Origin of the sequence: Parvibium lacunae (assembly GCF_003335215.1) — a bacterium.
Taxonomy (GTDB): Bacteria; Pseudomonadota; Gammaproteobacteria; order Burkholderiales; family Burkholderiaceae_D; genus Parvibium; species Parvibium lacunae.
Genome location: NZ_QPGB01000004.1, coordinates 49,456 through 73,208 on the forward strand (window position 1 = coordinate 49,456; position 23,753 = coordinate 73,208).

The 23,753-nt window shown below is 52.5% G+C and carries 20 protein-coding genes; 9 read left to right on the top strand and 11 right to left on the bottom strand.

Going from position 1 to position 23,753, the window contains the following annotated elements; all coding sequences use genetic code 11:
- Positions 1-126: 126 nt before the first annotated feature.
- Positions 127-1,797, bottom strand: a complete 1,671-nt coding sequence (gene leuA, locus DU000_RS09380) for a 2-isopropylmalate synthase (protein WP_114403149.1) — start codon at positions 1,795-1,797, stop codon at positions 127-129.
- Positions 1,798-2,195: 398 nt separating this feature from the next.
- Here leuA and DU000_RS09385 point away from each other — a divergent pair, with 398 nt between their 5' ends.
- Positions 2,196-3,029: a class I SAM-dependent methyltransferase gene (locus DU000_RS09385; protein WP_114403150.1), complete on the top strand. Its 834-nt coding sequence runs from the start codon at positions 2,196-2,198 to the stop codon at positions 3,027-3,029.
- Between the two features lie 70 nt (positions 3,030-3,099).
- Here DU000_RS09385 and DU000_RS09390 read toward each other — a convergent pair whose 3' ends face one another.
- From DU000_RS09390 to DU000_RS09405, 4 genes are all read right to left on the bottom strand, one after another.
- A complete protein-coding gene (locus DU000_RS09390; protein ID WP_114403151.1) occupies positions 3,100-4,956 on the bottom strand; it encodes a phosphoenolpyruvate carboxykinase (GTP) in 1,857 nt (618 codons plus the stop codon).
- Positions 4,957-5,298: 342 nt separating this feature from the next.
- On the bottom strand, positions 5,299-6,789 hold the full coding sequence (locus DU000_RS09395; RefSeq protein ID WP_114403152.1) for a tripartite tricarboxylate transporter permease: 1,491 nt from the start codon (positions 6,787-6,789) through the stop codon (positions 5,299-5,301).
- A gap of 1 nt (position 6,790) precedes the next feature.
- On the bottom strand, positions 6,791-7,306 hold the full coding sequence (locus DU000_RS09400) for a tripartite tricarboxylate transporter TctB family protein (RefSeq protein WP_114403153.1): 516 nt from the start codon (positions 7,304-7,306) through the stop codon (positions 6,791-6,793).
- Positions 7,303-8,247: a Bug family tripartite tricarboxylate transporter substrate binding protein gene (locus tag DU000_RS09405; protein WP_114403154.1), complete on the bottom strand. Its 945-nt coding sequence runs from the start codon at positions 8,245-8,247 to the stop codon at positions 7,303-7,305. Before DU000_RS09405 ends, DU000_RS09400 begins: the two co-directional genes overlap by 4 nt.
- 106 nt (positions 8,248-8,353) lie before the next feature.
- On the opposite strand from DU000_RS09405, the gene DU000_RS09410 reads away from it, so the two are divergent.
- The 7 genes from DU000_RS09410 (at position 8,354) to DU000_RS09440 (ending at position 17,082) form a co-directional block, all read left to right on the top strand.
- A complete protein-coding gene (locus DU000_RS09410) occupies positions 8,354-9,031 on the top strand; it encodes a response regulator (protein ID WP_114403155.1) in 678 nt (225 codons plus the stop codon).
- Positions 9,024-10,595, top strand: coding sequence for a sensor histidine kinase (locus DU000_RS09415; protein ID WP_114403156.1), 1,572 nt, complete (start codon positions 9,024-9,026; stop codon positions 10,593-10,595). Before DU000_RS09410 ends, DU000_RS09415 begins: the two co-directional genes overlap by 8 nt.
- Before the next feature lie 83 nt (positions 10,596-10,678).
- Positions 10,679-11,893: an acyltransferase family protein gene (locus DU000_RS09420; RefSeq protein WP_114403157.1), complete on the top strand. Its 1,215-nt coding sequence runs from the start codon at positions 10,679-10,681 to the stop codon at positions 11,891-11,893.
- A 131-nt stretch (positions 11,894-12,024) separates the two neighbouring features.
- A complete protein-coding gene (gene sbnA, locus DU000_RS09425; RefSeq protein WP_114403158.1) occupies positions 12,025-12,999 on the top strand; it encodes a 2,3-diaminopropionate biosynthesis protein SbnA in 975 nt (324 codons plus the stop codon).
- A 10-nt stretch (positions 13,000-13,009) separates the two neighbouring features.
- Positions 13,010-14,011, top strand: a complete 1,002-nt coding sequence (gene sbnB / locus DU000_RS09430; RefSeq protein WP_114403159.1) for a 2,3-diaminopropionate biosynthesis protein SbnB — start codon at positions 13,010-13,012, stop codon at positions 14,009-14,011.
- 72 nt (positions 14,012-14,083) lie between these two features.
- Positions 14,084-15,754, top strand: a complete 1,671-nt coding sequence (locus tag DU000_RS09435; protein WP_158529677.1) for an amino acid adenylation domain-containing protein — start codon at positions 14,084-14,086, stop codon at positions 15,752-15,754.
- 11 nt (positions 15,755-15,765) lie between these two features.
- On the top strand, positions 15,766-17,082 hold the full coding sequence (locus tag DU000_RS09440) for a GNAT family N-acetyltransferase (RefSeq protein ID WP_114403161.1): 1,317 nt from the start codon (positions 15,766-15,768) through the stop codon (positions 17,080-17,082).
- On the opposite strand, the gene DU000_RS09445 is transcribed toward DU000_RS09440, so the two are convergent.
- The 6 genes from DU000_RS09445 to rpmH form a co-directional block, all read right to left on the bottom strand.
- Positions 17,079-17,330, bottom strand: coding sequence for a phosphopantetheine-binding protein (locus DU000_RS09445; protein WP_114403162.1), 252 nt, complete (start codon positions 17,328-17,330; stop codon positions 17,079-17,081). The two genes, DU000_RS09440 and DU000_RS09445, sit on opposite strands and share 4 nt — an antisense overlap.
- A gap of 38 nt (positions 17,331-17,368) precedes the next feature.
- Positions 17,369-18,733: a tRNA uridine-5-carboxymethylaminomethyl(34) synthesis GTPase MnmE gene (gene mnmE / locus DU000_RS09450; protein ID WP_420812137.1), complete on the bottom strand. Its 1,365-nt coding sequence runs from the start codon at positions 18,731-18,733 to the stop codon at positions 17,369-17,371.
- A gap of 6 nt (positions 18,734-18,739) precedes the next feature.
- Positions 18,740-20,428: a membrane protein insertase YidC gene (yidC, locus tag DU000_RS09455; RefSeq protein WP_114403164.1), complete on the bottom strand. Its 1,689-nt coding sequence runs from the start codon at positions 20,426-20,428 to the stop codon at positions 18,740-18,742.
- Between the two features lie 8 nt (positions 20,429-20,436).
- Positions 20,437-20,751: a membrane protein insertion efficiency factor YidD gene (gene yidD / locus DU000_RS09460; protein WP_114403165.1), complete on the bottom strand. Its 315-nt coding sequence runs from the start codon at positions 20,749-20,751 to the stop codon at positions 20,437-20,439.
- A gap of 5 nt (positions 20,752-20,756) precedes the next feature.
- Entirely contained in the window at positions 20,757-21,263 is a 507-nt protein-coding gene (locus tag DU000_RS09465; RefSeq protein WP_114403166.1) for a ribonuclease P protein component, read from the bottom strand.
- An 83-nt stretch (positions 21,264-21,346) separates the two neighbouring features.
- Positions 21,347-21,481 (bottom strand): 50S ribosomal protein L34, encoded by a 135-nt coding sequence (gene rpmH / locus DU000_RS09470; RefSeq protein WP_114403167.1) that lies wholly within the window; start codon positions 21,479-21,481, stop codon positions 21,347-21,349.
- 767 nt (positions 21,482-22,248) lie between these two features.
- On the opposite strand from rpmH, the gene dnaA reads away from it, so the two are divergent.
- Entirely contained in the window at positions 22,249-23,649 is a 1,401-nt protein-coding gene (gene dnaA / locus DU000_RS09475; protein ID WP_114403168.1) for a chromosomal replication initiator protein DnaA, read from the top strand.
- Positions 23,650-23,753 lie beyond the last annotated feature (104 nt).

Here is a 23,753-nt window from a genome sequence, read left to right on the forward strand (position 1 = left end):
GTTGCTTGATAAGACGGATTTTAATGAAGTGCTAAATTTGCGTTGCACTTTAGAGAGCGTTACTGCTTACGCCAACTGTCAGTAATGACAGTTGGCGATAACTTGGCCAGTATGTCGTGTAGGACACTATGCTGGCAAGGGGGGTTGCTCATTTAACAACTGGTGACTCGCCTGCAACAAGGCTCTGATTGACGCAATCACGATATCGGTATCAATACCAGCCCCCGCGACGGTTTTACCTTGATGTCCCTGAATCTCAATCAAGGCCAGCGCAGGCGCATCACTTCCTCTACGCAAACTGCATTCCTGATAGTGGGTAATTTGGATGGTTTGTCCACTCAATGCCGCCACAGCCTGCACCGCCGCATCTAACACACCATTTCCTTGCCCGACGGCTTGCTGTCCATTGGTGAATACTAAACATACTTCATGCATACCCTCAGCCAGGCGCTGGTCAGTATGATGGGCATATTGCCACGGCCCCTGTGGTTCTACATACCTGGCTTGAAAGACTTGCCAAATAGCTTGCGCGGAAACCTCTTTCCCGGTTTCATCGCTCACCGCTTGCACCTGTTTAGCCAAGGCCATCTGCCAGCGGCGTGGCAAGGTCACGCCGTATTCCCGCTCCAGCAAGTAACTCATGCCACCTTTGCCAGATTGGCTGTTGACGCGAATCACCGCATCGTAGCTACGGCCAATATCTTGTGGATCAATCGGCAAATACGGGACTTCCCAAATGCCATTTGGGTTTTGTACAGCCATGCCTTTTTTGATGGCGTCTTGGTGTGAACCAGAAAAGGCAGTGTGGACTAATTCGCCGACATAGGGATGGCGGGGATGAATGGGTAACTGGTTGCACTCGGTGACGACACGGGCAATCTCGTCGATGTGGCCAATATCAAGTTGGGGATCAATCCCCTGCGTATACAAATTCAAGGCGAGGGTGATGATATCGACGTTCCCGGTACGCTCGCCATTGCCAAACAAACAGCCTTCGACACGATCCGCGCCGGCCATTTGCGCTAACTCAGCGGCAGCCACCGCCGTACCGCGATCATTATGCGGATGTACCGACAACACGACGTTGTTACGATATTTCAGCTGGCTGCTCATCCATTCAATTTGGTCGGCGTACACATTGGGTGTGCTGCCTTCAATGGTGGCAGGCAAATTGATAATCGGCTTGGCATTCGGAGTGGGCTGCCACACGTCTAACACCGCATTGCAGATATCCCGCGCAAAACGAAATTCGGTTTGTGAAAACACTTCGGGCGAGTATTCAAAACGCCAGTGGGTTGCGGGCTGCTGCGCAGCATAGTCTTTGAGCCAAGTGGCGGCTTGCACGGCCAAGGCCATGGTTTGCTCTGGCGTGTGGTTAAACACAATTCGGCGAAAGTGCGGCGCGGTGGCGTTATACACATGCACAATCGCGCGCTTGGCACCACGCAAAGATTCAAAGGTACGTGCAATCAAATCTTCCCTGGCTTGGGTCAAGACTTGAATGGTGACGTCATCGGGAATATGTTGTCCTGTAATCAACTCACGAACAAAATCAAAATCCGTTTGCGAAGCGGAGGGAAAAGCGACTTCAATTTCTTTGAAGCCCATCGCGACCAACATCTTAAAGAAGCGCATTTTTTGCTGCGCGTTCATCGGCTCGATGAGGGATTGATTGCCATCGCGCAAATCCGAGCTACACCAGATAGGCGCTTGGGTGAGGGTTCGGCTTGGCCACTGCCGATTCGGTAAGTTAAAGGCGGGGAAGGCTTGGTATTTGGTGCTAGGGTTCTTTAACATGATCGTTTCTTTCGGTAAATGTACTCCCTAGAAAAATTACAGCTGGCAGACGCATAGCGGGTTGGGATTTGGGCCGCTGTGCCAATCAAGGTCTGCACAGCGGGCCATAGTCGTAAATCTGAGTGATGAGAATTGAATGACATAAAAATTCCATGGTGAATCCACCCGCACGCGGCTGGATAATGAAAAACGCAAATTGAGGGTAAGAAAAAGAGAGCTGCCCTAAGGCAGTAGGGCTAGATTAGTCTGAGCCAGTCGTGTTTCAGGCTGACGACGAGCGGCATTCTGCCGTGCAGCGGCGTCGGCAGAAAGTGACAGATGTGGAGAAATGAAAAAAGAGACAAGCAACATGCTGCAAGATTAAAATGCTTGTTTGGTAAAGTCAAGCAAGGAAATCGATGACTGTCGTTGATCAAGCCACCCTCGCGGTTATACAGCGTTACATCATAGAAAGTTATGGGCAGCCCGGCTCCAACATGTCACAGCGCGCCTATTATCAATTTACCCGCACCCAAATTGCCGCCTGTTTTAGCCAATGGGCAAAAGATAAATCGATTGATACCTTGATTGACATCGGGAGCTCAACGGGATTTCTAACCCGCCAGTTACAGCCCTTTGCCAAGCGAACGATCGCCGTGGATGCCAATCGTCATGTCTTGGCTGCTATCAATGATCCCACTATTGAAACTGTGCAGGATTATCTGCCCGATCTTGAGCAACTCCCAGCGCAACTGGCCGCCGTGGTTACCTGTACTGATACGCTCTACTACTTAAGCGATGCACAGTTGGAGCGGGCGCTGACACGTATCGCGGAAATTCTGACCCCAGGAGGTTATCTGATCTTTAATGACAATGGTAATGTCGACCGACTGGCACAAAAGCTGGCCAGCCAATACCGTCAGGTTGCAGCACTAGAAAGCCCTTTTACGGTTAAACCGAAGCCCGACTTTGATCGCTGCTATTGGTGGTTAGAATCGCGCTATTTACTTTGCCGCGGGGTCTTCCGTGCGCTGGCTGATCCCGCCTTTGACGTCAAACGTCAAACCAGCGAGATTCAGCACTGGCCGCTGATTCGTTATTGTTTACGTTATCCTTGGTTGCGCTATGCCCTGCCGCTGTTGTTCCCTTTGCGTTTTTTGAGTCGCTGTATTTGGGCAAGCACCTGGCTATTTGAGCGTTTTTGTGTGATTGCTAAACCCAGCCCATGCCTATGGGTCTATCAGAAAATTTAGCAGGTCATCAATACAAAAAGGCGCACCGCTTAACGCCGTGCGCCTTCTTTTACCAGCAACGACTATTCGCTTAGTCTGCCAGCCGTTTGGCCAACGCAGCACGCACCTCTAGCAGTGCTGCAGGTAAGCCCTGTTTGAGTTTTTCAAATAACTCGTCATGCAGTGCCAGCTCTTTTTCCCATGCCGCTTTATCGATACTGGTAATTCGGTCGAATTTTGCTTCATCAAAAGCCAATCCTTCCCAATTGATATCTTGATAACGTGGGCTGATCCCGAAAATATTTTCAACGCCGTCGGCCTGACCCTCAATGCGATCAATGATCCATTTCAAGACGCGCATGTTCTCGCTATAACCTGGCCAAATAAACTTGCCGTTATCATCGGTGCGGAACCAATTCACACAATACATCGCGGGCAGTTTCGGGCTAGCGCCTTCTTGGCTCACGACATCACCAAAGTGGAGCCAGTGGGCAAAATAGTCGGCCATGTTATAGCCGCAGAAAGGCAGCATAGCGAACGGATCCCGACGTACCACGCCTTGTTGACCAAACGCGGCCGCAGTTGTTTCGGAGCCCATGGTGGCAGCCATGTAAACCCCTTCGGTCCAGTTGCGTGCCTCTGTTGCCAAAGGAACGGTGGTTGAACGACGACCGCCAAAGATGAAAGCATCAATCGGCACGCCAGTGGGATCATCCCAGGCATTATCAAAAACGGGGTTTTGTGCAGCCGTAACGGTAAAACGGGCATTGGGGTGCGCGGCTTTACGTCCGGTTTCCTTGGCGATTTCAGGTGTCCATTCCTTGCCTTGCCAGTCTATGCAATGCGCAGGGGGGGCATCGGTCATGCCTTCCCACCAGACATCACCGTCATCGGTCAGCGCGACGTTGGTGAAAATCACATTGCCATGCAGGGAATCCATACAATTTGAGTTGGTTCGCGTATTGGTACCCGGTGCCACCCCAAAATAACCGGCTTCTGGGTTAATCGCATACAGACGGCCATCTTTACCCGGTTTGATCCAGGCGATGTCATCGCCAATGGTATTGATTTTCCAGCCATTGAAACCTGCAGGCGGGATCAACATCGCGAAATTGGTTTTGCCACAGGCGGAAGGGAAAGCCGCGCCAACATGATATTTTTTCCCGGCGGGCGAGGTCACACTCAAAATCAACATATGTTCGGCAAGCCAGCCTTGGTCACGCCCCATGGTCGAAGCAATGCGCAACGCAAAACATTTTTTCCCGAGCAGGGCATTGCCACCATAACCCGACCCATAGGACCAGATTTCACGGGTTTCTGGGTAATGCACAATATATTTCACATCGGGATTGCACGGCCAAGCAACATCTTTTTCGCCCAGTGCCAGCGGCGCACCGACCGTATGCACGCAAGGTACAAACTCGCCATTGCTACCCAACACCTCGTAGACCGCTTTACCCATGCGGGTCATGATTTTCATATTGACCACAACATAGGGAGAATCGCTTAACTCTACGCCAATATGCGCAATGGGCGAACCCAGTGGCCCCATGGAAAAGGGGATCACGTACATGGTACGGCCGCGCATGCAACCATCAAATAAGGGCTGGAGGGTTTTCCGCATTTCCGCTGGCGCAACCCAGTTATTGGTTGGGCCCGCGTCTTCTTTACGTTCTGAGCAAATATAGGTACGGTCTTCTACCCGCGCCACATCAGATGGGTCTGACCAAGCCAGGTAGGAATTAGGCCGCTTTTCTGGATTCAGCCGTTTCATTGTTCCGGCAGCGACCATTTGTTCACACAAACGGTTGTATTCTTCTTCTGAGCCATCGGCCCAGTAAACGCTATCTGGTTTACACAATGCAACCATGTCACGAACCCAAGCCACCAGCTTCAGGTTTTTAACGTAGCTGGGGACATTCAAGTCACTCGCTAAAACTGCACTCATACGACCTCCAAAAATGAAAAATTTCATTTTTGCAGTCGTATCATTTACACGCGGTGAATCACACGAAACCAGGCAGTCAAAGAAGCGGGGCTAAAGACGGATGACGACGTTCTTCAGACTGCAAAAATGAAATTTCTATGGCTTACTGCATTGTCTAGCGCCTAATCGGGGACATTAAATCAGCATGACAAATGCATTACAAACAAACAGGGGCCGCAGTTTAGCATGGACTAGGGTTTTCCCCAAGAGAAAAAATGCTCTATAAATCAAGGACTTAGGCGAATTTTTCTTGCTGCGGCGCGGCAAATCAAGGAGAAATCTACGCGCCGCCGCCAATTCACCCTAACGCGCTCGGCGTTGCCGAATGACGCTCAAGAAACTGGGAACAAGAATCACCGCAGCGGCAATAGCGAGTAGGCTGGCCGCGAGAGGATGGTGAATAAACACGCCCCAATCGCCTTGGCTAATCGAGAGCGCATTGCGTAACTGCTTTTCCGACATCGGCCCCAAGATCATCCCTACCACCGCCGGCGCAACCGGGAAATCAAAACGACGCAGGGCATAGCCCACTCCGCCCAACGCCAGCAGCAGGAACAAGTCGAACTCAGACTGCCGAATCCCATACGCGCCCAAGGTGGCAAACACCAGAATCCCGCCATAGAGCAGTGGGCGCGGGATGGCGAGCAGCCGCACCCAAACGCCGACCAAAGGCAGATTCAAAACCAGCAGCATTAAGTTACCGACATACAGACTGGCAATCAGCCCCCACACCAATTCGGCGGAGGTTTGAAAGAGCATCGGCCCCGGCTGCAAGCCATATTGCTGAAAGGCGGCCAAGATCATGGCGGCGGTGGCGGAGGTCGGTAAACCCAACGTCAGCAGCGGCACCAACGCGCCGACACTACTGGCGTTATTCGCGGCTTCTGGCCCGGCGACACCCTCAATCGCGCCTTTGCCAAACTCCTCAGGGTGGGCACTCAAGCGTTTTTCAGTGGCATAGGATAAAAAGGTCGGGATTTCCGCGCCCCCCGCCGGCACCGACCCAAACGGAAAGCCAATCAGCGTGCCGCGCAGCCAGGCTTTCCAGGAACGTGCCCAGTCTTGCGGCTTCATCCAGATGCTATCGCCTACCCGATTGGCTGCACTATTTTCCGCTTCGTACAGCACGTTAAAGAGTGCCTCGCCCACCGCAAAAAAGCCCACGGCGACAATCACCACATCAATCCCGTCGTTCAATTGCGGCAAACCAAAGGTCAGGCGGGTTTGGCCAGAGACTTGATCAATCCCGATCAGCCCCAGTGCCAGACCAATAAACAAACTGGTCATGCCGCGCAGGCGGGAATTTCCCAAGACCGCTGATACGGTGGTGAACGCCAACACCATCAAGGCAAAATATTCAGCCGGGCCAAAGCGCAAAGCAAAATCAGCGACCGCCGGCGCAAACAGAGACAGCAGAATCGTGGCAATCGTGCCCGCTACAAACGAGCCAATCGCCGCCGTTGAGAGCGCCGCGCCCGCCCGGCCACGGCGGGCCATTTGGTAACCCTCCATGGCCGTGACCATGGTCGCTGATTCCCCCGGGGTATTTAACAAAATCGAGGTCGTGGAACCCCCAAACATCGCGCCATAGAAAATGCCCGAGAACATAATCAAAGCGCCCGTGGGTTCTACTTGAGTGGTCATGGGTAACAACATCGCCACCGTCAGCGCCGGGCCAATTCCGGGCAATACCCCCACCGCCGTGCCGAGCAAACAGCCGAGCAACGCTAAAAATAGATTGATGGGGGTGAGGGCGACGGCAAACCCTGCCGCAAGGGCATTCCAGGTTTCCATATCAAGATCCTAAAAAGGGAAGCAGGGGCAGATTCAGCCCCAAAAAACGCGTAAAGAGTTGCTGCACAGGTAAGGTCACCGCCAGTGCAATCGCGATATCAAGTAGCCAACGAGACGCAGGCTGTGGGCCACGAAACCCACGTGCCACCAAAACCATCAGCGTCGCACTGGCCAGCACAAAACCGAGATGCGCAATGGTGAGGATTTGAATCACCAAACCCGCAAAGACCCAGAGTAAGTGGCTAGTAGGGGCTAAGCGGGGCGGGGCCTCCACATAGGGCGCGGTGTCATTACCTTGATTGCATAATCCACCCGTCAGCACCTCCCGCGCCAGCATCAAGGCACAGAGGGCCAGACCGCTGCCAACGACCAGCGGAAATAAACCGGAGCTGATACCGGAATAGCCCGCATCGCCAGTTAGGGTTGTCCCCTGTTGAACCAAGGTACCGGCAACCACCAGAAGCACGATTACCAGCACACTCTCCGACTTGGTTTTTTTATGGGTGGTGACGCTCATTTCACTAAACCTAATACTCTGAGAATAGCGCCGATTCGTTGCTGCTCAGTGTCCGCAAACTTGGCCAACTCATCCCCCGTGAGTAAGGCGGCTTGCCACTCGTTTTTATCCAGAGTGTCTTGCCATTGCTTGGTTTGGGTAGCTGCCGTCACGGCTTTAATCAAGGCGGCTTGTTGGTCAGCACTAATCCCCGGTGCGCCATAGACGCCGCGCCAATTGGCAATACTCACCGGCGTTCCTTGTTCGCGCAGCGTCGGAATATCAACCTCTGGAACCCGCTTATCAGCCGACACCCCCAAGGCGCGCATTTTGCCGCTTTTGATATAGGGCAAGAACTCTGCTAACCCGCTGATGCCAATCGTGACATGCCCCCCTAAAATCGCCGCAGCGGCTTCCCCGCCTCCAGCGAACGGCACATAGTTCAGTTTGGTGGGATCCACATCGCTGGCTTTGAGAATCAGGCCCGCCAAAATATGGTCAATCGACCCCTTTGAGCCACCACCCCATGACACTGCACCAGGATTGGCTTTCACCGCTGCGATCAAATCTTTTAGCGTTTGAATTTTTGAATTGGCGGGCACCACTAGCACATCGTACTCGGCCAATAAGCGCGCTACGGGGGTGACATCTTTTAAGTTTACGGGCGATTTATTGGTTTCAATCGCCCCCACCATCACCGCCCCAACGACCACTAGCGCATTCGGATCACCTTTGCTCGTGTTCACAAACTGCGCCAAGCCAATGGTACCGCCCGCCCCACCGCGGTTTTCATATTGCACTGCCTTGGCTTGCCCAGCCGCCTGTAACGCCGCGCCAATGCCACGCGCCGTTTGATCGTAACCCCCCCCAGGATTGGCCCCGATCATGATCTTGACGTTATCGAGAGCGACAACATTCAAGGCGTAGCAACTGAGGCCGATGGTAAGCATTTTTTTCAACATGGCTGTCTCCTTAATAAGATAAATACCCACTTTGGGGCATTGCGTGTTACTTTAAGGGCGTTGCCTTTCAATCGGCTTTCAGTCTAGTTAAGCCCGCTCCTCTGCTATGCATGTGTTACTTGTTGAAGACACTCCTGACCTGGCCCGCTGGATCAGCCAAGCCCTGCGGACATTACGCTTTACGGTGAGCGTGGTATCAGATGGTCCCGACGCGCTGGACGTGTTGGTAGCAGGGCACCCCATAGACATTGTGATTTTGGATTTAAGCCTGCCCACCCTTGATGGCCTTACCGTACTGCAACGTTTGCGCGCGCGGGGTGACCACACCCCGGTACTCATACTCACCGCTCGCGCTAGCACCGCTGAGCGCGTGGCGGGCCTGAATGCGGGGGCCGACGATTACCTTGCCAAGCCTTTTGACTTAGCCGAGCTAGAAGCGCGCTGTCATGCCTTGCTGCGACGGCGGGCTACGAGCGCCGTTCAGCCAGAAATTTGTCTGGGTCAGTTACGCTTCGACCGACAAGAGAAAGCTTTTTATATTGGCACAGCGAGTTTGAACCTGACGCCGCGCGAGTTGGCGGTATTAGAAACACTGATCCTCAAAGCTGGGCGTGCGGTAGCAAAAGAACATGTGTTTCAGCAAGTGTTTATGCATGAACAGGATGCCAACCCGGAAGCCATTGAAGTGTATGTTCATCGGCTGCGCAAAAAACTACAAGGGGCCGGGGTAGAAATTGTGACCCTGCGCGGCCTCGGATACCTGCTACAAAATCGCCATGATTGAGCCGCTTGCGCAGCCGCTCTCCTCCCCATCTAACGCTGGCGCAACGGCGGCAAAGCCAGCACAAGGGTCCATTCGCAACCGATTGGTTGGCTGGATCATCGTTCCGCTACTCTTGTTTGTGGCACTTGATACCTACACGCTTTCTAAGCTGGCACTCGATGCGGCTGACACGGCCTACGATCGCTCTTTATTAGCCTCGGCCAAAGCAATCAGCGAACATGTTCATTGGCAAGGCCAGGGACCACAAGCGAAACTGGTTGCCAATGTACCGGCCAGCACGCTCGATAGTTTTGATAATGACTTGACCGGACAGATTTACTACCGGGTTGGTCAAGCCTTGCAGGATGATCCAACAACGAATGACATGATTGCTGGCTACGCCGATCTGCCCCCGCTGCCGCGCAACAGCCCCCGTTCGACAACCTACCCGGCACTGGTTCATTTCTATACGGCGACTTACCGCAATCAAACGGTGAGAATCGCCGCGCTCTATCATCCGCTGACTCACCGGCTGGGGCAGAACGAACAGGAAAATCAGGCCAAGCCGCCGCAAATGGTATTAATTCAAGTTGCGGAAACCCTCGATGCACGGGCCAGACTCGCGCGCCAAATCTGGCTCAATATCAGCTTGAGGCAAACCGTTTTTGTTATCTTCGCCGCTGGCATTCTATGGTGGGGCATAGGCTTTGCCCTACGACCCTTGTATACCTTGCAAGAAACCTTAGCTCATCGACGGACTGAGGATTTGTCTCCCTTACCCAATTTACCTGCACCGCGTGAGGTACAAACCTTGTGGCAAACCTTGGACAGCTATGTGCAACGGCTAGCGCACTTGGTTGAGGTGCGACGACGCTTTATCGCCAATGCCTCACACCAACTTAAAACCCCGCTGGCGTTAATTAAAACGCAAAGTGAATTGGCACAGCGTAACCCCAGCCCACAGGAACAACATGAATTGCAGCAAGGCATGCAACGTGCCGCCGAACACGCCGCACGGCTGGCCAACCAACTGCTCACCTTGGCGCACGCCGAAAGTGGCTTACCGCCCGCCCAGCAACAGCCCTGCAATTTGCGAGACATCGCGCAAAATGTTTGTCTAGAACTGGCCCCCAAAGCCCTGGCACAACAACAAACGCTGGCCTTCGAGGCGCCCGAGAGCTTGCCCTTACTGCGTGGTGATGATGGGTTGTTGTATGAACTGGTCACCAACCTAGTGGCGAATGCCATTCAATACACCCCGGCAGCGGGGGAAATTTCAGTACGGTTGCAGGTGGAAACAGCGCCTTGGCAGGCATCACATAACCCACACAGCCAGGACCAGCCGCTCAGATATGTGGTTTTGCAGGTGAATGACAGCGGCCCTGGCATCCCCCCTGAAAAACAAGCCCAGGCGCTGGCGCGTTTTGGTACAATCGCTCACCCGAATTCTGGCAGTGGCTTGGGGCTGGCGATCGTGCAAGAAATCGCACAGGCGCATCACGCGCAACTCCGTTTGGATTCCCTTGCCCCACAAGGCTTACGTGTCGAGATCTGGTTTCCGCTGAGCGCCGAGAGGCAGCCCTGAACCGATCCCGACTTGCCGCTGACCGCGCCCTATTCTCCGCAGGCTAGTAGTTACACTGCTGCGCCCTAACTTGATGGATTTTGATGAGTCGTATTCCTGCTGTTATGCCGCGCTCGCGCGTCGTTGATGAAATTAAACCGATCCAACCCCAACGCGAACGGCACACCTACCCACTGATTGATTTACTTAAAATCATTGCAGCACAACTGATTACCTTACATCACTTGAGTTGCTATGGGCCGCTGGCCCGCGCAACAGAACAGCTAGCGCCCACCTTGAGCCTGTTGTTGTTCGATTATGCGCGGATGGCAGTGCAAATTTTCTTGGTGTTAGGCGGCTACCTGGCCGCCCGCAGTGTCCTCCGACTAGCGCCAGGCCAGCTTGGGCAGGATGCCTTTAACCTCATCATCAATCGTTACCTGCGTCTGGTGTTGCCTTTTCTCGCGGCCTTGGTTTTGGCGGTATTTGTCGCTGCTTTTGCGCGGCAGGCCTTGGACGAAGCCTTTGTGCCAGAGGCCCCCTCGCAGGCGCAGTGGATCGCGCATATGTTTTTACTGCATGGGTTATTGAACTTTGATGCGCTCTCAAGTGGGGCTTGGTATGTTGCTATCGATTTTCAACTGTTTGTCATGTTGGTGGGCTTGGTAGCCTACAGTCACCGTCACCGCAACGTAGCTCACACAGTGCGACTCGAACGCAGTATTGCCCTGATTCTCGGGCTGGGCTTGCTCAGTCTATTCTGGTTTAACCGTGATTCCCGTCTGGATAACCTAGCGCTTTACTTTTTCGGCGCTTATGCCCTGGGCTTTGCCGCTTTCTGTCTTGAGAAGCTGCCACTGCAAGGCAACACCAGCCTCAGCCATTCGACGCAACGCCGTCTCTTATTGTTCATGAGTCTCGTGCCGCTGACGCTCTGGATCGATTTCCGAGGGCGTCTCTTGGTTGCCTTATGTACTGCGCTGGCACTGATGGCCTGGCAACAGCCTGCTTTCTGGGCCAAACTTTCAGTGGGTGTGCGGCAGCGCTTACAGGGCTTGGCCCAAGTATCTTATGCCCAATTTCTGATTGGCTTTCCCGTGGCGCTACTGGTCAATAGTATTTTGGCAGGTACGATTGCCGGGGCAGGGGGGGGCACACTCTGCGTTATTTGGCTAAGCACCTGGCTGCTGACGCTCGGGTTGGCCTTTCCATTTTACCGGCACATCGAGATCCCAGCACAAACCTTAAGCGTTGACTGCAAGGGACTGTGGCAGTACCTCAGCATGAAACGATTGACTCGAGCCAGCACCTTGCGTTAGCCAAGACCCCACCGATGTTGTTGAGCAGCGGCAATCGGCGCTGTCTAAATTCGTGATATTTGTCACACAAATTCTCATTTTCTGCCATGGCTGGTATAGTTGAACGCTAACTTTCTTGCTGTCGGTGTGCCATGATCCATTCCAATTTGCTGAGCACCATCGGGGCGACCCCGCTGGTGCAATTGCATCAATTATTCCCTCACAAGCATTACGCCCTGTACGCCAAATTGGAAGCCTTTAATCCTGGCGGCTCGATGAAAGACCGGCCTGCGGTTGCCATGCTCGAAGCGGGCTTGGCCAATGGCACAGTTGGCACAGATTCCGTGTTAGTCGAGTCCAGCTCGGGGAATTTGGCCATTGGTTTGGCCCAAGCCTGTGCCGTCAAAGGCTTGCGCTTGATTGTGGTGGTTGACCCCAAGGTAACGGCAGCCAATCTGAAAATTCTGCGCGCCTATGGCGCAGAAATCGATATGGTCACGACACCAGACGCCGGCACAGGCGAATTTCTGGCGGCCCGACGACAGCGGGTCAAAGACCTGCTGGCAACCCTGCCGGGGGCGGTCAACTTAAATCAATATGCGAATCCAGGCAACCCGGCAGCCCATCGTACGGGTACGGTGAGTGAATTGCTAGCGGCCTTGGATGAACAGCTAGATTATTTATTTATTTCTGTCAGCACCTGCGGTACCTTACGCGGCGCACGTGAAGCCATCGCGGCACGTAATTTAAATACCCGGATCATTGCGGTGGATGCCTGCGGTTCCGTTATTTTTGGTCAACGTGGCCCGCGTCTGTTACCGGGTCATGGGGCCGGCATTATCCCTGAACATATGCGCCCTGACTTGGCCGATGAAGCCTTGCTGATCAGCGATGCAGATTGCGTGGCGGGCTGTCGCGCCCTGGTCCGCAGTGAAGGCATTCTAGCCGGGGCATCTTCTGGCGGGATGGTGGTTGCGTTGCAAAATATGCATGCTCGCATTCCCGAAGGCAGCCGTGTCGCCCTGATTTTGCCCGATCGCGGTGAGCGCTACCTTGATACCGTCTATGACGACCATTGGTGTCAAGCCCATTTCCATACCATTCCAACCCTAGAAATTTTGTCTTAAGGATCTCGTTATGAGCAACGCCATTACCTTGTTAACCGCTGCCGATGTCGCCCGCCAATTAGTGGGGCGGGAACGAGAACTGATTGAGCTGGCTGGACAAGCCTATTGCACCCATGCACGCGGTGAATCCCGTTTGCCACAATCCGAGTATCTGCGTTTTCCAGGAATGGAACGGGAACGTATTATTCCCAAAGCGGGCTACCTAGGCGGGGCCCATCCGATTGCCGGGATCAAATGGATAGGTTCGTTCCCAGACAATGTGCAGCGCGGCCTCCCCCGTGCCTCTGCGGTGATGATTTTAAATAGTGTCGAAACCGGCCGCCCCACCACGATCATGGAAGGCTCCCTGATCAGTGGTCAACGCACCGCGGCCAGTGCCGCACTGGCCGCCCGCTTATTACATGACGGGCCGCAGATTGCCTGTCTCGGCCTAATCGGTTGTGGGCCAATCAACGCGGAAACCCTGCGTTTTATCCGCGCCGATCTCAAACCGATTGCACGTCTCTGCCTGTTTGATCTTGACCCCAATCGCATGGCGGAGGCGGCCACCGCCATTCGCCACAGTGGCTTCAATGGGGAAATTACTCAAGCGCATGACATCACAACCGTTCTTTCGCAAGCTGACTTAATCAGCTTTGCAACCTCGGCGGTCACCCCCAGCGTCACCACCTTGGCGCAATGCCAGCCTAATGCTACGGTGCTGCACATTTCGCTGCGAGACTTAGCCCCTGCCGCCATTTTGAGTGCTGACAATATCGTTGATGACATTGATCATGTATTGCAAGCCAACACCTCGCTGCATGTAACGGAACAAGCAGAGGGCCATCGCCGTTTTATCCGGGGTACGCTGGCAGATATTGTTGAGGGCCGTTTACCGGCACGGGTAGCAGGCCAGATCAGCGTTTTTAGTCCGTTTGGGTTGGCTGCACTGGATTTGGCTTTTGCCGAATTTGTCCAGCGCCACTGTCTTGCCGCCGGCTCCGGTCTGACGGTTCCTGATTTCTTGCCCTAAGGAAAAGCGAACCCGGTCGGCGTTGTTCATCGCTGGGTTCGCATCCGATTCATGACTTGCTTACCTTGCCTTATGCCAACAGATTCCACGCTTAATCTCTCTCCCTTTGGTGGCTTTTTAGCCAGTGTTAAACGCAGCCCGGACGCTATTGCACTCGAAATAGGTGAGCAGCACTGGTCATACGCCGCACTGGCAGCACGCGCTCAGTCCTTGGCTTCAGCACTCCAGGGGATTCCTGCGACGCCTGCTGATAGCGGTTTGGTCGCTGTCTTCGCAGCGCGCTCAATCACCACCTACGTAGGTACATTGGCGGTATTTGCTGCCGGGCGCGCCCACATTGCCCTCAACCCCGCGCATCCGCCGGCGCGCAACGCCGCTATTTTGCAGCGCGCAGGCGTAAGAACGGTTATCGTGGCACCTGACACTTTGCCTTTGGCACTGGCACTGGCGGAAATCTTGGGAAAATCGTTAACGCTGTTAGCCCCAGAAAGTGATGAGGCGGCGCTGGCCGACTTGCCCCCGAATTTGTGCCGCATTATCAGTGCGGCTGCGATTCAAGCAGCGCCTGCTGCGGGTGCCGACAACCCCCTGCCTGGCTCGACACCGATTACAGCACAGAATGCCAAAGACTTGGCCTATGTGGTCTTTACCTCAGGCAGTACGGGGGAACCCAAAGGGGTCGCGATTAGCCATGGCAACCTGGCCGTTTACATGCAGCATTTTCGTGCGCTGGCCGCGCCGCTTGCGAGTGATCGGGTTGCGCAAACCTATGAATTAACCTTTGATGTTGCACTCCACGATCTCTTTAATGCTTGGTGGAGTGGGGCAACACTGTGTGTCATGCCCGAACGGGCCATGCTCGCGCCAGCACGGTTTATTCTGGACAGACAAATTACTTATTGGTTTTCGGTGGCATCTTTCGCCATGATTTTGCAGCGCCAGAATGTGCTTAAACCCAATCTCTTCCCTGCCTTGCGCATGAGCTTGTTATGCGGTGAAGCCCTGCCCAAAGCGACCGCGCAAGCCTGGCAAGCGGCCGCCCCCAACAGCACTCTGTTCAATGTCTATGGGCCTACCGAAACCACCATGGAGCTGGCTTTCTACCGTTGGGAAACTGGGGTTTCTGAGGCAGCATGCCGACGCGGGGTAACCCCGATTGGGATTCCGTTTGCCGGTCATGCGCATCTCCTGCTGGATGAAGCTGGGGTAATCGTTGAGGGTGCCGGAAAGGGTGAGCTCTACCTGAGTGGACCGCAAATCGGCATGGGCTATTGGGCCGACCCGGCACGCAGCGCACAAAGTTTTTTAGCGCACTTAACCCTCGCAGATGGCACGCTTTTAACGCCACTGGCAAACGCCAATGGTGACTACTATTGGTATCGCACCGGAGACCTGATTGAGCGGGATGAGAATGGCTTGTATCACTTTATCAGCCGCGCTGACCACCAGATCAAAGTGCGAGGTAATCGTATCGAGTTAGGTGAAATTGAAGCTGCCTTGCGTGAAGTCACGGGCATGGATATGGTCGCGGTGTTGCCGCATCCGATTGTTGGCGGCGTGGTACAAGGCTTGGTGGCTTTCGTCACGGCACCGCCACATCTGACGGGCAGCGATATTCGACGGACGCTAACAGGCCACTTACCCAAATCAATGTTACCGGATGAGGTCCGGGTGTTAGCCCAGTTCCCCATGAACGCGAACCGTAAAATTGACCGCCATGCGCTCGCGGCCTTACTCAGCTAGGCTGCCCAGAGATGGCGGATAAAGCAACGATACGCCCAGTAGCCTGGGCTGATTACCCGGCGATACAGGCGCTGTTACGACAAGCTCGTTGGCCGCAGCGCAGCCTGGCGGGCTGGGATTGGGTCTGGCAACAAAACCCGGCGCGTCAGGCGCTGCTCGCACAACATGAGGCGACAGAAAGCGATACCGTTACAGCCCCGTTAGGCTGGGTAATCGTGAATGAGGGCGATGGAGATAAGCCGATTGTGGGCTATCTGGGGAATATTCAGCAGCAGTTTTATTTGCATGATCCGACACCAGGCCCAACCAATGCGACGGGTTGGCATACCTTGGCAACCTGCACCTCTTACTATGTTGACCCCGCATGGCGTGCCAAAAGCATTGGCTTGATGCGGCCCTTTTTTCTGCAAAAAGGGATTAGCGCGGCGTTTTCAACCACGGCTAACGCCCACAGTGCGACGGTGTATGAGCTGTATAAAGCGCAAGCGTTGCATGACCCTGGTTACCGCCAGACCGTGCTGTGGCTGGGTGATGAAACTCGGCTCTGCCGCAAAGGATTACGCAAGAGCCTGTTACCGCTATTGGGTGCAACGCTGCTCGAACGCTGCCGCCCGCTGATTGCCCAAATCGCCAAGCCGCTCGGGTACGCCTTGCGGCTATTGCGCCCATTACTCGGGGCGACCCCGCCGAGGCTCGCGTATGGTGGTGACGTTAAATTATGTGCGATCACGGAGGTTGATTCTCGGTTTGATTCGCTTTGGCAGAAAATGATTGCTCGCCCAGGTTTGTGGCTGGACCGCCGCGCGGCAACCTGGCGTTGGCGTTTACAAGATCCCGATCAGCAAGGTCAATTGGCGCTCTATGCGGCGATCAATCAACAGAATCAACTGGATGGCTATTTAGTGCTAGCTCGTTATACCTGTAAGACGAATTTGCAGCCGCGCGCTTATTTACTGGATTTTGTGCTGGACCCAACCCTGCCCACCAATATGGGTGCCGCGACCAGTGCGGCGCTGTTGCATGCGGCGGTGGCAGATTGCCGGCAGCATAGCTTGGTTGTACTGGAAGCCCAGCGTTTCAGCCACGCCAGTGATCTATTTCGTTACCCGCATGGCGGGTATCTTCGTAGCATGGCGCAAACGCACACCAGTAGCCATTATTTACGGCTCTTAAAGCCGGCTGGTAATGCCACTACAGGGCTTCAGGCAGCCACAAGTCATGGCTGGTCGATCACCGCGATTGAGGGCGATTTTTGGTATGGCCTGACGGCCTTCGGCCAGGAAGTGTCGCCATCTGTGGCACCACTTGAAATGCGAAGCGGCGACTAAGCCTGCCAGGCCGCTTGCAGCTGTTGCAACAAATCCGCCAAGGTTTCAATCTGCTCGGGGTCCAGCACCAGCATATCTATTTGGCCGCCTAGCGTGCTTTCAATTTGGCTAATCAGGCCGGTAAATGCCACACTGTCGAGCAAGCCGGAAGCAAACACGGGGAGCTCGGCTTGGATGGTTAAACCCAACTGATCGCGCTGATTGCGTTCTTCTAGGTAAGCCGTCACTACCGATTCGAAATGATTCATGTTTTTCTCCAGAGTAAAACAGATACGATGTCTGTCTCTTATTTGCCGATGCAAAACCGCGTGAAAATTTCACCCAACAAATCATCGGCTGAAAACTCACCGGTGATCAAATTCAATTGCGTTTGCGCTAAGCGCAGTTCTTCCGCAAATAAATCCAGATGTTGATTCCCAAACAGGGCATGGGCCGCTGCGTTTTCTAGATGCGCTTGACTGGCAACCAATGCGTGCAAATGCCGTGCGCGAGCGAGGAACACACCCTCGCCACTGTTTTGCCAGCCCGCCAGTTTGAGCAGGGCGCTGCGCAAAGTTTGAATGCCTTCGTGCTGTTTCGCCGAGAGCAGGAGTTGGTTTTCGGTGACGACGAAGCTAGCCGCATCGGGCAATAAATCTTTTTTATTGAACACCGTTAAGCGGGGTGTGGCCGGTGGCAGGCGTTCTTCAATGGCTAAATCCGGTGCTTGCGCAGGCTGCGTGGCATCTTGCAAATGCAGAATCACATCGGCTTTCTCAACTGCTGCCCAAGTATGGGCAATGCCAATTTGCTCGACCTGATCGGTGGTGTCACGCAAGCCGGCGGTATCAATGATGTGGAGGGGAATGCCTTCGATTTGAATCGTCTGCGTTACCTTATCGCGCGTGGTGCCGGGGATGGGGGTGACAATGGCTAGCTCGGCGCCCGCCAGCGCATTGAGTAGGCTGGATTTACCCACGTTCGGCTGGCCGACCAACACCACTTGCAACCCTTCGCGCAGGAGTGCGCCTTGCTGGGCGTTGGCGAGCAGCTGTTGCAGTTGCTGCTGAATGTTCGCGAGCTGGCCATGCGCATCGGCGGCTTGCAGAAAATCAATTTCTTCTTCGGGGAAGTCCAGCGTGGCTTCAACCAACATGCGGAGGTGAATCAGCGCATCCACCAGGCTTTGAATGGCGTGTGAAAACTGCCCACTCAAACTCCGCGTGGCGCTGCGTACCGCTGCTTCGGTGCTGGCTTCAATCAGATCAGCCACCGCTTCGGCTTGCACTAAATCGAGCTTGTCATTGAGAAAGGCGCGGCGGGTGAATTCGCCCGGCTCGGCCAGGCGTAAACCGATGCCTTTACCTAGCTCCAAGCAACGTGCGAGCAGCAATTGCAACACCACTGGCCCACCATGCCCTTGCAGTTCGAATACATCTTCACCGGTATAGGAATGCGGCGCAGGGAAGTGCAGGGCAAGACCGTGATCGATCGGCTGGCCGTGTGCATCTTGAAAGGGAAGGTAGGTGGCGTGACGGGGGGCGAGGGAACGCCCGCAGATGCCTTCAATGACAGGGGTGAGTTGTTTTCCTGAAACCCGAATCACGCCAATGCCCCCGCGCCCGTTGGCGGTGGCAATGGCGATGATCGGCGCTTGATCCATCGGAATCAATCAGGTTTATTTCAGGCCGGCTTTTTCAAGCTGTTTGTTAATCGCCCATTGTTGGGCGATAGACAGAATGTTGTTCACGACCCAGTACAACACCAAACCGGCAGGGAAGAAGAAGAACATGACACCAAACACCAGCGGCATGATCATCATGACTTTTTGCTGCACGGGATCGACTGGCGTTGGGTTCAGTTTAAATTGCACAAACATGGAGACCATCATGATAGCGGGGAGGATGTACCAAGGATCGGGGGTCGCCAAGTCTTGAATCCAGCCCAGCCATGGCGCACCACGCATTTCTACACTGGCGAGTAACACCCAATACAAGGCAATAAACACTGGGATTTGAATTAGCATCGGGAAACAACCCCCCAGCGGGTTGATTTTTTCGGTGCGATAGAGGTCCATCATGGCTTGATTGAGCTTGGCACGATCATCGCCATATTTTTCTTTCAGGGCTTGCATACGTGGCGTCACGTTTTTCATGCGCGCCATCGATTTATAGCCAGCCGCTGACAAGGGGTAAAACACCAATTTGAGTAATATGGTCAGCAGAATAATTGCCCAGCCCCAGTTGCCGGTCAGGTCATGCAGTAACTGCAATAGCGCGAAGATTGGTTTAGCAATAATAGCGAGCCAACCATAATCTGCGACTAACTCTAGACCTGGTGCCAAGGCTTCTAGCGCTTTCTGGTCTTGCGGGCCAACATAAAGAACGTTGTTGACGGTGCGACTGGCACCCGTAGCAATTGCCTCTAGCGGCTGAATCTGTGCGACGCTGTAAAGATCGTTGCTAATTTTGTTGGTGCGCAATTCATGCTGATTTTTATTTTCAGGAATCCAGGCACTGACATAGTAATGTTGAACCATGGCAATCCAAGTTTGGCTGCCCTTTTCCAGGTGACGATCTTTTTTGTCTTCGGCAATCGCTTTGAACTCCACTTTCTGGAATTTCTTTTCTTCAGAGTACACCGCAGGGCCAGTAAACGTCGTCGGGGTAAAGGCGCTCAGCACTTCTGAATGGACTTCCGGCTTGCTGCTATCGCGAGTTAGCTGGAGGTAAAGCGATGGCGTAATCGCTTGGCCGCCTTGGTTGATGATTTCATGTTTGACGGCAATCGCGTAGCTGGCGCGCTTGAGGGTATAAGTCTGTTTAAGGGTTATGCCTTCGGTTTGCGCAACAAAAACCAGTTCCAACGTATCTTTACCCTCTGCGAGCTGGCGTTCCTGAGAAATTAGTTTGTAGGGCGTTTTGTGGTTGGGCAAGGTCCCCCCGGTTAAGCCACTCTGTGCCAGATAGACTCTGTCTGAACTCTTATCCAACAACACCATATTTTTGGTTTTATCTTGAAGATCTCGCTGCTGTAGCAACTCTGCCCGCTGTAGTACCGCACCTTGAGTATTAAATTGCAGGGCAAGAACATCGGTTTTGACCTCAACCACTTCCCCGTTCTGCTTGTTATCCATCCCGGTGGTTTCTGCCACGCCCGTTTTTTCTTCTACAGCCAGACGTTTGCTGTCTGTCGGCACGCCGCCTTCTGTTTTGGCGTTTGCGGCGCCTGCTTTATCGCTAGCCGGTTGTGATTGAATAGGCATCCCAAACAAAGTGGGGTGGCCTAACTGTTTTTGCCAGCCGTCGTAAAGCATAATCAATGAAAAGGCAAAGACAAACCACAATATCGAACGCTTGTTCTGCATAACTCTCTCTATTTTTCCGATTTGAAAGGATGGGGACGCGCTGCGTTAGCAGATGTTGATGCGCAGCACTTAGGGGAATCAGGCACGGGATCAACGCCACCGCTTGTCCACGGGCCGCAGCGTAACACACGTTTTATGCTTAAATAGCTGCCACGCCACGGTCCATGTAATTTCAGTGCTTCCTGCGCGTAGGTAGAACAGGAAGGATAAAAACGACATCGGGGTCCCAGCCAAGGGCTGATCGCGTAGCGATATATGCTGATCAATGCCAGCAGTACTTTTGTTACCATACGATTACTCATGCGACCTAGAACACGGTACATGGCTGCTATGCCTTCCCTGATTGCTGAGCCAATAACTTTTGCTCTAAACGCGTTAAGGCATCCATAATTTCAACGCGCACAATATGTCTGACCTGTGCATTCAGTAAACCGCCGTGAATACGCGTTTCACGCTGGGGCGCAGAGTGAGACAGCAATGATTGTGATGGCGGCGTTTTCAGTGTTGCATGCAACCGGATTATGATACCCCCGCCATTTCTTTGCTGAGCAATGGGATGTTGACGAAACGTTTCACGCAACAATCTTTTTAGCCGATTACGCTGCACAGCTAGGGGTAAATGCCGCTTACCTACAATTAAACCTAAGCGGCAACGATACTCGTGGTGTGAGCCGAGTATCTCAGCCGTGACAGAGTGAACCGGTTCGCCTTTAAGCCAGTAATAGCTAAAGTGGACTGTTTTATGGATGGGCCTAAATGACAAAGCGGATGAATATTCATCCGCTTTGCGTATTCGCTGCACTCGAGATAAGGTCTTTTTAACCGACTGGAGCACAGGCGTACTCTTTAATTATGGCAACGTTTTGACTGACACTGATGCAGTGCCTCGACGCCTTGCCTAATCGACTATGTAGCGATTTAGACAGCCAGACGATGACGCCCTTTTGCGCGGCGTGCCGCTAGTACAGCACGGCCACCCCGTGTACGTGAGCGAACTAAAAAGCCATGAGTACGTTTACGACGTACAACGGAAGGTTGGTAGGTACGTTTCATGTTGGTTTCCTTGATGAAGCAGAATTCAGCGTTAAATTACTGAATCATGACGAAATCTGTAAATGCCACTGTTACAGATTGAGCCAGTTACATCACGCGCAGCAGCCACTCTTTTCAGGAGGCCGACCGATAAACCGCTTGTTACTGGGTCAGTGCTTGTATAACGGGGCGTTGCTTTGTATGGGAGATTGACCCCCATAAATCAGCACATTACAAAAACTTAGCCTAGTATTAAAGCATTTTGGTAGCGTTTCGTCAATCTTTGGCAAACATTCATATGCTGGTCTATTTAGCTTAAGCACGTTGAGCCCAACCGAGAGATTAAGTTACCCACAATGTCAATAAATAAATATAAATAATGTTGTGGATAATTACTCTACATATCCCCAATTTATCTCTTAAAATCACACTTATACACAGAATCTTATTGCTAAACTGTTTTTTCTAAGTCGAGTTTGCTGGTCAGAAAATAAATTTTTTCTGGCTTTAATGTTCTGGCCAAGCAAGTGTGTAGTACCTCAACTCTGCGTGTAAGGCTAAATAAAATTGATTAAAAATAATACTAATAAATTATTTATATATATAAATCAATAACTTATATAAATTATGTTGGAACTTATTCATGTGGACTTTATTTGCATAGCCGTCTTTCCGGGATAAAACCAGTGTTATTATTTGCGGATAGTGTATTTATTCGTTACCAGAATTCCATGACAAACCGCGCCTAATTTTTGCGTTACCTTAAAACTGATTAAATATTAACTAATATGGAAGAAATTTGGCGCCAGTGCTTGCGTGACCTGCAGCAGGAAATCCCGTCTCAGCAGTTCAATGCTTGGCTCAAAGATTTAAATTGCCTTGATTTTAGCGAAGCAGATGAGACTGTACGTGTCGCGGCGCCCAATCGTTTTAAGCTGGATTGGGTTAAAACTCAATATGCCCACCGCATTACTGAACTGTTAAATCGCTATCTAGGTAAAAGTATTCAATTACAGTTCGAAATTGCTGCACGGCCTGTCGCGCTTGAATCTCAGCAAGCGATTCCTCAAAATAACAGGAACACTACTGACGAAGTCAAGTCTAGTTCAAATAATGCGGCAGCGCATGTTCAAAAGGTAAGCCAAGATACGGAAGCGGTGCATTCTGAAAAAGCCCAAATTTTTGCCAACCTGACATTTGAGACTTTTGTTCCAGGTAAAGCCAATCAGCTAGCGCGGGCGGCGGCACTTCAAGTTGCCGACAATCCTGGCGTATCTTATAACCCTCTGTTTTTGTACGGTGGTGTAGGTCTTGGAAAAACGCACCTCATTCATGCCGTTGGTAATACGATTCTGGAGCAGAATCCCAAAGCAAAAGTTAGGTATATCCACGCCCAGCAATATGTTAGTGATGTTGTGCGTGCTTATCAGCGCAAGAGCTTTGACGAATTTAAGCGCTACTATCATTCGCTTGATTTACTGCTGATTGATGATATTCAATTCTTTGCCGGCAAATCGCGCACGCAAGAAGAATTCTTCTATGCATTTGAAGCACTCATCAATGCTCGCAAGCAAATTATTATCACCAGTGATACTTATCCCAAAGAACTAGCCGAAATTGATGAACGCTTGAAATCGCGTTTTGATAGCGGTCTTACTGTTGCTATCGAACCTCCTGAGTTAGAAATGCGAGTTGCGATTCTCATTAAAAAAGCGGCACTAGAGGGGGTATTACTGGGTGAAGAAGTTGCTTTTTTTATAGCAAAACACTTACGGCAGAACGTCAGGGAACTAGAAGGGGCCTTACGTAAAGTGCTGGCTTATTGCCGGTTTCACCACAAAACGATCAATGTTGATACAACCCGTGAGGCATTAAGAGATCTACTTTCTGTACAAAAAGGACAAATCTCGATTGAGAATATTCAGAAAACAGTGGCAGATTTTTACAAGCTCAAAGTTGCAGATCTTTATTCTAAGCGCAGACCAAACAATATTGCTTTACCACGACAAATTGCGATGTATTTAGCCAAAGAGTTAACCAAAAAAAGTTTGCCTGAAATTGGTGAAATGTTTGGTGGCCGTGACCATACAACCGTCTTACATGCGGTACGTAAAATTGCAGAAGTGCGACAGAGTAATAGTGAGCTTAACCATCAATTGCATGTTTTAGAACAAACCTTACGCGGCTAGTTTCGCTGTAAAAGTAAGCGAATAGGATCTTTGACTACTGTTGTAAACACTGTGGATGAGCAGTGAATAAGATGTGAAAGAAATCAGGAAAAAGCAGCGGGTGA